Source organism: Phytopseudomonas straminea, assembly GCF_900112645.1.
GTDB classification, from domain to species: Bacteria; Pseudomonadota; Gammaproteobacteria; order Pseudomonadales; family Pseudomonadaceae; genus Aquipseudomonas; species Aquipseudomonas straminea.
Genome location: NZ_FOMO01000002.1, coordinates 323,838 through 336,129 on the forward strand (window position 1 = coordinate 323,838; position 12,292 = coordinate 336,129).

Annotated in this window: 9 protein-coding genes; 1 reads left to right on the forward strand and 8 read right to left on the reverse strand. The window is 62.7% G+C overall.

What is annotated here, in order from left to right:
- Window positions 1-10: 10 nt before the first annotated feature.
- The 6 genes from nqrE to BM279_RS05700 all read right to left on the reverse strand — a co-directional run bounded on the left by nqrE (window position 11) and on the right by BM279_RS05700 (window position 6,425).
- The gene (gene nqrE / locus BM279_RS05675) at window positions 11-619 is read right to left on the reverse strand and encodes an NADH:ubiquinone reductase (Na(+)-transporting) subunit E (RefSeq protein ID WP_093501784.1); all 609 of its coding nucleotides are present in this window, start codon (window positions 617-619) and stop codon (window positions 11-13) included.
- A gap of 1 nt (window position 620) precedes the next feature.
- Window positions 621-1,289, reverse strand: coding sequence for an NADH:ubiquinone reductase (Na(+)-transporting) subunit D (locus BM279_RS05680; RefSeq protein WP_013791994.1), 669 nt, complete (start codon window positions 1,287-1,289; stop codon window positions 621-623).
- Window positions 1,290-1,292: 3 nt separating this feature from the next.
- On the reverse strand, window positions 1,293-2,078 hold the full coding sequence (locus BM279_RS05685) for a Na(+)-translocating NADH-quinone reductase subunit C (RefSeq protein ID WP_093501786.1): 786 nt from the start codon (window positions 2,076-2,078) through the stop codon (window positions 1,293-1,295).
- Window positions 2,071-3,282, reverse strand: a complete 1,212-nt coding sequence (locus BM279_RS05690) for an NADH:ubiquinone reductase (Na(+)-transporting) subunit B (RefSeq protein WP_093501788.1) — start codon at window positions 3,280-3,282, stop codon at window positions 2,071-2,073. Before BM279_RS05690 ends, BM279_RS05685 begins: the two co-directional genes overlap by 8 nt.
- A gap of 2 nt (window positions 3,283-3,284) precedes the next feature.
- Complete coding sequence (locus BM279_RS05695; RefSeq protein WP_093501790.1) at window positions 3,285-4,622, reverse strand: Na(+)-translocating NADH-quinone reductase subunit A; 1,338 nt, start codon at window positions 4,620-4,622, stop codon at window positions 3,285-3,287.
- A 354-nt stretch (window positions 4,623-4,976) separates the two neighbouring features.
- Complete coding sequence (locus BM279_RS05700) at window positions 4,977-6,425, reverse strand: glyceraldehyde-3-phosphate dehydrogenase (protein ID WP_093501792.1); 1,449 nt, start codon at window positions 6,423-6,425, stop codon at window positions 4,977-4,979.
- 152 nt (window positions 6,426-6,577) lie between these two features.
- Here BM279_RS05700 and mfd point away from each other — a divergent pair, with 152 nt between their 5' ends.
- Complete coding sequence (gene mfd, locus BM279_RS05705; protein WP_093501794.1) at window positions 6,578-10,021, forward strand: transcription-repair coupling factor; 3,444 nt, start codon at window positions 6,578-6,580, stop codon at window positions 10,019-10,021.
- A gap of 227 nt (window positions 10,022-10,248) precedes the next feature.
- Here mfd and nagZ read toward each other — a convergent pair whose 3' ends face one another.
- Together nagZ and BM279_RS05715 are read right to left on the reverse strand one after the other, a co-directional pair.
- Window positions 10,249-11,259 (reverse strand): beta-N-acetylhexosaminidase, encoded by a 1,011-nt coding sequence (gene nagZ, locus BM279_RS05710; RefSeq protein ID WP_093501796.1) that lies wholly within the window; start codon window positions 11,257-11,259, stop codon window positions 10,249-10,251.
- Between the two features lie 135 nt (window positions 11,260-11,394).
- Complete coding sequence (locus BM279_RS05715; RefSeq protein ID WP_093501798.1) at window positions 11,395-12,099, reverse strand: TetR/AcrR family transcriptional regulator; 705 nt, start codon at window positions 12,097-12,099, stop codon at window positions 11,395-11,397.
- Window positions 12,100-12,292: the final 193 nt, after the last annotated feature.

Below are 12,292 nucleotides of genomic sequence, written 5' to 3' on the forward strand. Positions count from 1 at the left end.
CGGCAACCCCTTACAGCTGTACGCCGGAGAACGACATGAAGCCCAGCGACATCAGGCCAACGGTGATAAAGGTCAGGCCCAGACCGCGCAGACCGGCGGGTGGATCGCTGTACTTGAGCTTCTCGCGGATAGCGGCCAGCAGTACGATCGCCAGCGCCCAGGACACCCCGGCACCGGCACCATAGACCACGCTCTCGGTGAAGTTGTAGTCGCGCTCGACCATGAAGAGCGTGCCGCCGAAGATGGCACAGTGCACGGTGATCAGCGGCAGGAAGATACCGAGCGCGTTGTAGAGCGCGGGCAGGTACTTGTCGAGCACCATCTCCATGATCTGTACCACCGCGGCGATCAGGCCGATGTAGCAGATCAGGCCGAGGAAGCTCAGGTCGGTATCCGGCATGCCGGCCCAGCTCAGCGCGCCTTCCTTGAGCAGGTAGACGTAGAGTAGGTTGTTGAGCGGCACGGTGATGATCATCACCACGATGACCGTCAGGCCAAGCATCAGGGACGTTTCGACCTTCTTGGAAATCGCCAGGAAGGTGCACATGCCCAGGAAGAACGCCAGCGCCATGTTCTCGATGAACACCGCGCGGACGAACAGGCTGATGTAATGTTCCATATCAGTAAGCCTCCTCGTTCTTCACCTGCGGCGCCATGCGGTACTCGACCTTCTCGACCTGCTCCTTCTTGTAGCTACGCAGTGCCCAGATGAACAGACCGATCAGGAAGAACGCCGACGGCGGCAGCAGCAACAAGCCATTGGGCTGGTACCAGCCGCCATTGTTGACGGTATGCATGATTTCCACGCCCAAGAGCGAGCCGGCGCCGAACAGTTCACGCACCACGCCCAGTGCCACCAGCATGGCGCTGTAACCAAGACCATTGCCGATGCCGTCGACGAACGAGGCCACCGGCGGGTTGGACATGGCGAAGGCTTCGGCGCGGCCCATGACGATGCAATTGGTGATGATCAGGCCGACGAACACCGACAACCGCTGACTCAGGCTGTAGGCGTAGGCTTTGAGGAACTGATCGACCACGATGACTAGCGAAGCAATGATCACCACCTGGGCGATCATGCGAATCGAGCTTGGAATCTGGTTGCGGACCAGGGCGATGAAGAAACCGGAAAAACCGGTTACCAGCGTCAAGGCCACCGACAACACCAGGGCGGTGCTGAGGCTGGAGGTGACTGCAAGTGCCGAACAGATACCGAGAATCTGCAGCCCGATCGGGTTCTTGTTGAGAATCGGATCGAGCAGCAACTCTTTCATGGTGGGTTTGGACATGGATCAAGCCTCCCCTGCGGACAGCTTCTTGAGAAACGGCGCGAAGCCGTCCTCGCCGAGCCAGAAGTGAATCATGTGAGTCACGCCGTTACCGGTCAGCGTCGCGCCAGCAATGGCGTCGACCTGGTAATCAGCCTGCGGGCTCTGCGGGTTGACGCTGCCCTTGATCACGCGCAGGGTCGGCTCTCCATCCTGGTAAACCTTCTTGCCAACCCACTTGGCCTGCCAGTTGGGATTATCGATCTCGCCACCCAGGCCCGGCGTTTCGCCGTGCTGATAGAAGCCGATACCGGCAACCGTTTCCAGATCGCTCTGCAGTGCAACGAAACCGTACATGGTCGACCACAGGCCATAACCCCGCACCGGCAGCACCAGACGCTCGAGATCGCCGTTCTGCTCGATCTGATAGACCACTGCGTAGTGTTCCAGACGGCGGATCGACGCGATGTCCTTGTCCTCCGGGATCTGGCTGGCCAGCGAGCCATCGGCAACCGACTTGTTCTGATCGAAGGTATGGGGGTCGAAGGCGTCGCTGTACTCACCGGTACGCAGGTCGACCAGGCGCGGCGTCACGCGCGAGGCGAACACTTCACGCACTTCGTCGCTGGACATGCCGGGCTTCCACAGTTCGGCAATCTCCAGCACGGCACGCTGACGGTCGACCAATGCGTTTTCCTGCTGGGCCGGCCGCAGGATCAGCGCCGCCGCCGATACGGCGATGGAACACACCAGGCACATGACCAATGCCACTACCAGGGTGCGGACGGGTGTTTCTTTCAACTTAGACATTACGTGCCAGCCTCCGCTTGACGTTGGCCCGCACCACATAGTGGTCGATCAGGGGCGCACACAGGTTGCCGAACAGGATCGCCAGCATCATGCCTTCCGGGAACGCCGGGTTGACCACGCGGATGATGGTCACCAACAGGCCGATGAGGATGCCGAAGATCCACTTGCCGGTATTGGTCATGGAGGCCGACACCGGGTCGGTGGCCATGAAGATCATGCCGAAGGCGAAGCCCCCGGTGACCAGATGCCAGTACCAGGGCATGGCGAACAGCGGGTTGTTGTCCGAAGCGATTGCGTTGAACAGCGTGGCGGTAGCAATCATGCCGATCATCACGCCGCTGACGATGCGCCAGGAGGCAATCTTGGTGATCAGCAATACCGCGCCGCCGAGCAGAATCGCCAGGGTGCCGGTCTCGCCGATCGAGCCTGGCATCAGGCCGATGAAGGCATCAGTCCAGGTCAGGCCGTCGTTGATCAGACCATCAACACCGCTGCCGCCGATGGTGGCCAGCGCCGTGGCCCCCGCGTAACCATCTACCGCAGTCCATACGCCGTCACCGGAAATCTGCGCCGGGTAGGCGAAGAACAGGAAAGCGCGGCCGACCAGAGCCGGGTTGAGGAAGTTCTTGCCGGTACCGCCAAACACTTCCTTGCCGATCACCACGCCGAAGCTGATGCCCAGCGCGACCTGCCAGAGCGGAATGCTCGGCGGCAGGATCAGCGCGAACAGCACGGAGGTGACGAAGAAGCCTTCGTTGACCTCGTGCCGGCGGATGGAGGCGAACAGCACTTCCCAGAATCCGCCGACGATGAACGCCGTCAAATACACGGGCAGGAAGTACGCCGCGCCCTGAATGAAGTTGTCCCACAGGCTGCTCGGGTCGAAGCCGCCCAGCGCACCGATCAATGCGAAGCGCCAGCCTTCTTGAGCAGCCAGCAGGTCAGGGCTCTGCGCGTACACCAGGTTGGCCTGGTAGCCGGTGTTCCACATGCCGAAGAACATCGCCGGGAAGGTACAGGCCCACACGGTGATCATGATGCGCTTGAGGTCGATGCCGTCACGCACGTGAGCGGTGCTCTTGGTCACGCTGCCGGGGCGATAGAAGAAAGTGTCCACGGCCTCGTAGAGGGCGTACCACTTCTCGTACTTGCCGCCTTTTTCGAAGTTGTGTTCGATCTTGTCGAGGAAATCACGCACGCTCACGCTCAGCCCTCCTTCTCGATGAGGGTCAGACAATCGCGCAGGATCGGACCGTATTCGTATTTGCCGGCACACACATAGGTGCACAGCGCCAGGTCTTCCTCGTCCAGCTCCAGGCAGCCGAGCTGCTGGGCCATCTCGGTATCACCGACGATCAGCGAGCGCAGCAGTTGGGTGGGCAGGATGTCCAGCGGCATCACTTCTTCATAATTGCCGACCGGCACCATGGCGCGCGGGCTGCCATTGGTGCTGGTGGAGAACGCGAAGCGCTTGGCAGCATTGAGCTTGGAGACGAAGACGTTGAGGATCGAGTGCTTGTTCACCCCGGCGCGCAGGTAATGCAGCATCTCGCGCTCATTGCCTTCGGCCAGGCACGACACCTGCAGGTGATAGCGCCCCAGGTAGGTACAGGCGCCGCGCGAGGTGCGGCCGCCAAGTACCGATCCGGAGATCACCCGGTTCTCGCCCGGCGCCAATTCGCCTGCGGTCAGTTCGGTGAGATTGGCGCCCAGACGGGTGCGCAGCAGGCGTGGACGCTCGACCACCGGCCCGGCCAGCGCGACCACGCGCTCGACCCACAGCTGGCCCGTGGTGAACAGCTTGCCGACGGCGATCACGTCCTGATAGTTGATCGTCCAGGCGCTCTTGCTGGCACTGACCGGATCCAGAAAATGAATGTGGGTGCCCGGCAATCCGGCCGGGTGCGGCCCGGCGAATACCTCGCTACGCACGCCTTCCACCTGTTCGCCTGGTAGGCTCACGCCCGGCGCCTTGCACAGGAACACCTTGCCTAGTCGCGCCAGCACCTTGAGGCCGCTTTCGAAATCGGCAGCATGCTCGGCAATGATTGGTGCCGGGTCGGCGGCCAGCGGATGGGTGTCGATGGCGGTCACGAAGATCGAGCTCGGCACGGCATCGACGGCTGGCACCTTGCTGAACGGGCGGGTACGCAGCGCCGTCCATAGACCAGACTGCTGCAGATTGTCGCGAACCTGAGCCGCATCGAGGCTAGCCAGCTGGGCGGCCGGATACTGGGCGAAGGTTTCCTGCTCGTCGCCATCGAGGTCGATGACCACCGACTGCAGCACGCGTTTTTCACCGCGGTGAATCGCGCTGACCACACCAGCGCCTGGCGCGGTGTAGTGGATACCCTCCGAACGCTTGTCGGAGAACAACACCTGGCCCAGCTTGACCCGGTCGCCCACCTGTACCGCCATGGTGGGCTTCATCCCGTGATAATCGAAGCCTATGACAGCCACGCTGCGCACCGGTCTCGATGTATCGATCTGCTGAGCCGGCGCGCCTGCTATGGGCAAATCGAGCCCACGTTTTATTTTGATCATAGGTTTGCCTAACCACTGAGCTTATAAATTTTCGAATGACGCCCGACAAACCTTCGGTCACAAAGCAAGACGCACCCCAATATCGCTATTGGCGTGGATCAATGTCGAACGCGGGAGAGAAATCGCCGGGATTATAGAGTTATGCGACAACGGGAAGCCACCCGGGCGGCCGGCTTTTTTCGGATTTCCGTTACAGAACGCAACAAGAATTTAACGCAGGCCGGCTCGCCAAGCAGCGACATAACGCCGCACCACTCTGCCCTCCGGCTTCGACATTGAGCGGCTGCACCAAAACGGCAGGCAAAAAAATGGGAGCCCGAAGGCTCCCATCTGATGTCGCGAGGTGCGCTGCGATCAGCGCGGGAACGCAGGCGGGTTGACCCCGGCCATGTCTTCCATCACACGGATCACCTGGCAGCTGTAGCCGAACTCGTTGTCGTACCAAACGTACAGCACGACGCGGTTGTCGTTGGCGATGGTGGCTTCGGCGTCTACCACACCGGCGTGGCGCGAGCCGACGAAGTCGGTGGAAACCACTTCCTGGGAGCTGACGAAATCGATCTGCTTCTGCAGGTCCGAGTGCATGGCCATCTGGCGCAGGTACTCGTTGATTTCTTCGCGGCTGGTGGCCTTTTCCAAGTTCAGGTTGAGAATAGCCATCGACACGTTCGGCGTCGGGACGCGGATCGCATTGCCGGTCAGCTTGCCCTTGAGCACCGGCAGTGCCTTCGCTGCAGCGGTAGCCGCACCGGTTTCGGTGATGACCATGTTCAGCGCGGCGCTACGGCCACGACGGCTGCCCTTGTGGAAGTTGTCGATCAGGTTCTGGTCGTTGGTGTAAGAGTGAACGGTTTCGACGTGACCATTGACGATGCCGTACTGGTCATTGACGGCTTTGAGCACCGGCACGATGGCGTTGGTGGTGCAGGAGGCCGCCGAGATGATCTTGTCATCGGCGGTGATCTCGCCATGGTTGATGCCATGCACGATATTCTTCAGCGCGCCCTTGCCCGGCGCAGTGAGGATAACGCGGTCGATGCCCGGGCACTTGAGGTGCTGACCCAAGCCCTCGGCATCACGCCATACGCCGGTGTTGTCGACCAGCAGTGCGTCCTTGATGCCGTACTGGGTGTAGTCGATGGCCGACGGATCCTTGGCGTAGATCACCTGGATCAGGTTGCCGTTGGCGGTCAGGGTGCTGTTTTCTTCATCAATGGTGATGGTGCCATTGAACTTGCCATGTACCGAGTCGCGGCGCAGCAGGCTGGCGCGCTTGACCAGGTCGTTCTCGGAGCCCTTGCGCACGACAATGGCGCGCAGACGCAGGCCATCGCCACCACCGGTGTGGTCGATCAGGATGCGCGCCAGCAGACGACCGATACGGCCGAAACCGTACAGCACGACATCAGTGCCCTTGCGCGGCGAAGCGTTCTGCTGATTGACGACCTCGGCCAGCTCATTCTTGACGAACTGCTCGATGCTGCGGCCGTTACCTTCAGCCTTGAACTTGCCGACCATCTTGCCCAGATCGACGGAAGCAGCGCCCAGCTTGAGCTCGCTCATGGCCTTGAGCACGGCGTAGGTGTCATGCACGGCCAGGCCGCTCTCGTCAGCCTGACGGTGACGGGCGAAGCGGTGCGCCTTGAGAATCTCGATGACCGAGCGGTTGATCAGGCTGCGGCCATGGATCGACAGCACCACGTTGTTGTTGCGGTACAGCTGACCAATCAGCGGAATCATCGCCTCGGCGAGGGCTTCACGGTCAATCCATTCACCAAGACACTGGTCGGGCTTCTGAGTCACGGCAATACCTTCCACATGTAGGGGCTGAAAAAAGGGGCTACATTATGACGACCCGGCTGTGGGTCGGCAATCTGCAGCGGTCGAAACACTGACAGTCATCCTCGCGGATAGTTACAATCGGGGGCCAAATCGTTACCAATCGCGAGCCACCCGTGCCTGTACTGCGTCTGCCGTCCTTGCCGGCCACCGCCGGTAAACAACACTGGGGCAACCTGCCCGGTGCCGCGCTGAGCCTGGCCATCGCCGAGGCGGCCAGCTCCGCCAAACGCTTCACACTGCTGCTTACCGCCGACAGCCAGAGCGCCGAGCGCCTGGAGCAGGAACTGAGCTTCTTCGCGCCGGAATTGCCCGTGCTGCATTTCCCGGACTGGGAAACGCTGCCCTACGACCTGTTCTCGCCGCACCAGGACATCATTTCCCAGCGCATCTCGGCACTCTATCGCCTGCCGTCGCTGAGCCATGGCGTGCTGGTGGTGCCGATCACCACCGCCCTGCACCGCCTGCCGCCGAAGCGTTTCCTGCTGGGCAGCAGCCTGGTGCTGGACGTCGGCCAGCGCATCGATGTCGATGAGATGCGCGCACGCCTGGAGGCGGCGGGTTATCGCTATGTCGATACCGTCTACGAACATGGCGAGTTCGCCGTGCGCGGCGCGCTGATCGACCTGTATCCCATGGGCAGCAAGCAGCCGTTCCGTATCGACCTGTTCGATGACGAGATCGAAACCCTGCGCACCTTCGACCCGGAAACCCAGCGCTCGATCGACAAGGTCGAATCGATCAAGCTGCTGCCGGCCCGCGAATTTCCGTTGGAGAAGAAAGCCGTCACCGACTTCCGCGGGCGCTTCCGCGAGCGCTTCGATGTCGACTTCCGCCGTTGCCCGATCTACCAGGATCTGTCCACCGGCATCACCCCGGCGGGCATCGAGTACTACCTGCCGCTGTTCTTCGAGGAAACCGCCACCCTCTTCGACTACCTGCCCCAGGACACCCAGGTGTTCTCGCTGCCGGGCATCGAGAAGGCCGCCGAGCAGTTCTGGACGGACGCCCGCAACCGCTACGACGAACGCCGTGTCGACCCTGAGCGTCCGCTGCTGCCGCCGGCCGATATCTTCCTGCCAGTGGAGGACTGCTTCGCCCGCCTGAAGGACTGGCCCCGGGTGGTGATCAGCCCGGGAGACATCGAACCAGGCGTCGGCCGCACCCGTTTCGAGGCCAGCGCTCTGCCCGACCTGGCGATCCAGGCCAAGACCAGCGAGCCGCTGGCTGCTCTGCGCCGTTTCATCGAGGAATACCCGGGCCGCGTGCTGTTCTGCGCCGAGTCCGCCGGGCGCCGCGAGGTGCTGCTCGAACTGCTTGCCCGCCTCAAGCTCAAGCCCAAGGAAGTCGAAGGCTGGCCGCAGTTCTGCGCGAGCAAGGAGCGCCTGGGCATCACCATCGCGCCGCTCGATGAAGGTCTGCAGCTCGAAGACATCGCGCTGATCGCCGAGAGCCCGCTGTTCGGCCAGCGCATCATGCAGCGCCGCCGCCGCGAGAAGACTCGCGATGCCGGCGACAACGTGATCAAGAACCTCACCGAGCTGCGCGAAGGCGCGCCGGTGGTGCATATCGACCATGGCGTAGGCCGTTACCTGGGCCTGGTGACCATGGAATTCGACGGCCAGGCCGCCGAGTTCCTGGCCCTGATGTATGCCGAGGAAGCAAAGCTCTATGTGCCGGTGGCCAGCCTGCACCTGATCGCCCGCTACACCGGCAGCGACGACGCCCTGGCGCCATTGCACCGGCTGGGATCGGAAACCTGGCAGAAGGCCAAGCGCAAGGCTGCCGAGCAGGTACGCGACGTCGCCGCCGAGCTGCTCGACATCTACGCACGCCGCGCCGCCCGTGAAGGCTACGCGTTCCGCGATCCAAAGGCCGATTACGAAACCTTCAGCGCCGGCTTCCCGTTCGAGGAGACGCCGGACCAGCAGAGCGCCATCGAGGCGGTGCGCGAAGACATGCTCGCCGCCAAGCCGATGGATCGCCTGGTGTGCGGCGACGTCGGCTTCGGCAAGACCGAAGTGGCCATGCGCGCGGCGTTCATCGCCGTGCACGGCGGCCGCCAGGTGGCGATTCTGGTGCCCACCACCCTGCTCGCCCAGCAGCACTACAACAGCTTTCGCGACCGCTTCGCCGACTGGCCGGTGACCGTCGAGGTGATGAGCCGCTTCAAGAGCGCCAAGGAAGTCAGCGCCGCCATCGAGCAGCTGGCCGAAGGCAAGATCGACATCATCATCGGCACCCACAAGCTCTTGCAGGACGACGTCAAGATCAAGAACCTCGGCCTGGTGATCATCGACGAGGAACACCGTTTCGGCGTGCGCCAGAAGGAAGCCCTCAAGGCCCTGCGCAGCGAGGTGGACATTCTCACCCTGACCGCCACGCCGATCCCGCGCACCCTGAACATGGCCGTGTCGGGCATGCGCGACCTGTCGATCATCGCCACGCCGCCGGCGCGGCGCCTGTCGGTGCGCACCTTCGTCATGGAGCAGAACAAGCCGACCATCAAGGAAGCCTTGCTGCGTGAGCTGCTGCGCGGCGGCCAGGTGTATTACCTGCACAACGACGTGAAAACCATCGAGAAATGCGCGGCGGATCTGGCCGAGCTGGTGCCCGAAGCACGCATCGGCATCGGCCACGGGCAGATGAACGAGCGCGAGCTGGAACAGGTGATGGGCGACTTCTACCACAAGCGCTTCAACGTGCTGATCGCCTCGACCATCATCGAGACCGGCATCGACGTGCCGAGCGCCAACACCATCATCATCGAGCGCGCCGACAAGTTCGGCCTGGCCCAGCTGCACCAGTTGCGCGGTCGCGTTGGCCGTAGCCACCACCAGGCCTACGCCTACCTGCTGACCCCGCCACGCAAGCAGATGACCGACGATGCGCAGAAGCGCCTGGAGGCCATTGCCAACGCCCAGGACCTGGGCGCCGGCTTCGTGCTCGCCACCCACGACCTGGAAATCCGCGGCGCCGGCGAGTTACTCGGCGACGGCCAGAGCGGGCAGATTCAGGCGGTCGGCTTCACCCTGTACATGGAAATGCTCGAACGTGCGGTCAAGTCGATCCGCAAGGGTGAGCAGCCGAATCTCGACCAGCCCCTGGGCGGCGGGCCGGAAATCAACCTGCGGGTGCCGGCGCTGATCCCCGAGGACTACCTGCCGGACGTGCACGCCCGCCTGATCCTCTACAAGCGCATCGCCAATGCCACCGACGAGGACGGTCTCAAGGAACTGCAGGTGGAGATGATCGACCGCTTCGGCCTGCTGCCCGAGCCGACCAAGAACCTGGTGCGCATCACGCTGCTCAAGCTGCAATCCGAGCGGCTGGGCATCAAGAAGATCGATGCGGGCCCGCAGGGCGGACGCATCGAATTCGCGGCGGAGACACCGGTCGATCCGCTGACGCTGATCAAGCTGATCCAGAGCGCGCCGAACCGCTACAAGTTTGAGGGCGCCACACTGTTCCGCTTCTCGGTACCGATGGAGCGCGCCGAGGAACGCTTCAATACGCTGGAAGCGCTGCTGGAGCGGCTGCTGGCGACGGTGAAGAGCTGAAAATGATCAGGGCCGCATAAGCGGCCCTGATTGTTTGTTGCATGGGCGATTTAAGACATCGCTTAAGCGACTGCTGTGAAGCAGAAGCGGACGGTCGTGCTGCTATTTGAAACTTACTGCTCATATTTGTGGGCTGAAGCCCACCATACGAGGCTGGCACGATCTGCAGGGTGGGCTTCAGCCCACCGCTGCAAATGGCTGCTCCCGCCACTAGGCGGAAGTTCGCCTCACTCCACCAACTGCGCAGCCCGCAGCGCCGAAAGCGCCTGCGCCCAACGCGGATCCTGGCGATAGTCGACACCTGGAAAGGCCCGCCGACGCATGCGCGCCAGGCCCTTGGGCGCCACCACCTTGAGTCGCTGCGCGGCCGACAGGGCCAGTTCCGCGGCCGCCCGGTCGTTGCATACCAGGCCCATGTCGCAGCCGGCAGTCAGCGCCGCCTCGATACGACTGGCCGCATCGCCGACCACGTGAGCGCCGGCCATCGAAAGGTCGTCGCTGAAGATCACCCCGTCGAAACCCAGCTCACCGCGCAGGATGTCCTGCAGCCAGCGACGCGAAAAGCCGGCCGGCTGATCATCGACCTGCGGATAGATGACGTGGGCCGGCATCACAGCAGCCAGATCGCGACTCAGCGCGGCGAACGGGCGCAGATCGTTCTGGCGCATTTCCTCCAGGCTGCGCTCATCGGTAGGAATCGCCACGTGGGAGTCGGCCTCGGCCCAGCCATGGCCAGGGAAATGCTTGCCTGTAGCGGCCATGCCCGCCTCTGCCATGCCGCGGATAAAGGCACCGGCTAGTTGCGTGGCACGCTCGGCATCGCCCTCGAAGGCGCGATGGCCAACCACCGCGCTGCGCGCGTGGTCCAGATCCAGTACCGGGGCAAAGCTCAGATCGAGCCCCACCGCCAACACTTCGGTGGCCATCAACCAGCCGCACTGGCGGGCCAGTTGCTCGGCGTCGGCGCAACCGGCAATCGCCCGCATGGCCGGCAGCTTCACAAAGCCCTGTCGCAAGCGCTGAACGCGACCGCCTTCCTGGTCCACCGCCAGCAGCAGATCGGGACGCACCGCGCGAATGGACTCGCACAGCTCACGGACCTGGCGCGGGTTCTCGATATTGCGGGCAAAGATGATCAGGCCGCCCACCTCGGGCTGGCGCAGCAACTGGCGGTCTTCGGCGGTCAGCCAGGTACCGGCGATGTCCACCATCAGGGAGCCATACAGGGGAGTCGTCACAACGCGTATTCCTTGAATAGAAGCTTCACGCCCATGGGACATTGGTGCAACCCAGAGTTCCGGGCCGTGGGCGGTTATCTCGAAGGACGCTAGCTTAGGGGCAGCCAGGAGCCGTGGGCAAGCGATGCCCCCGACTCAAGGCTTGATGATGGGCGGGCTTTTGTGGCGAGGAATGAGCTGCGCAGAGGCGAGGCGCGGATCGGTCACGCCACTCTCCGAGCGCATGCCGGCGGCCAGGAACGGCACCATCAGGCGCATCACCTGCTCGATGGAGGTGTCCACGCCAAAGTCGCTTTCGGCCATGGCGCGCAACGCCTTGATGCCGGACATGCTGAACGCCGCCGCCCCGAGCATGAAGTGCACGCGCCAGAACAGCTCCAGCGGCGGAATACCAGGAGCGGCCTCATGGACCAGGAACATGTAGCGGCGGAATACCTTGCCGTAGACCTCTTCGAGGTACTTACGCAGGTGCCCCTGGCTCTGGCTGAATGCCAGGCCCAGTAAACGCATGAAGATCGACAGATCGTTGCCACTGCGCGGCTTGACCGCCAGGGCCTGCTCGACCAGAAGCTCGAGCAGCTCTTCAAGGCTGAAGGTGACGCCCGGCTTGCTCTGGCGCTTGTCCAGCTCACGCTCCAGGCTGGTGCAGAATGGCCCGAGAAAACGCGAGAACACCGCCTGGATCAGGGCCTTCTTGGAGCCGAAGTGATAATTGACGGCGGCCAGGTTGACCAGGGCCTTGCTGGTAATCAGGCGCAGCGACGTTTCGGCAAAGCCCTTCTCCGCGAACAACTGCTCCGCAGCGTCGAGAATGCGTTCAACGGTTTCCGATTGCGCCATAACATCCACCAGACAAACAAGTGTTTGAAACATACGTTTCAGCGCATGCTACTGTCAAGCCGCGCAAGGCGTATTCTGGATGCTCAGTCATCATTTGGCGATAGCGTCGCACGCAACCCGGCTCCCGGTTGCGCTATGCCGACAACCGATCATCCGCTGCTTGCCGATAAATCCAGGTGGTACGCATCAAGCG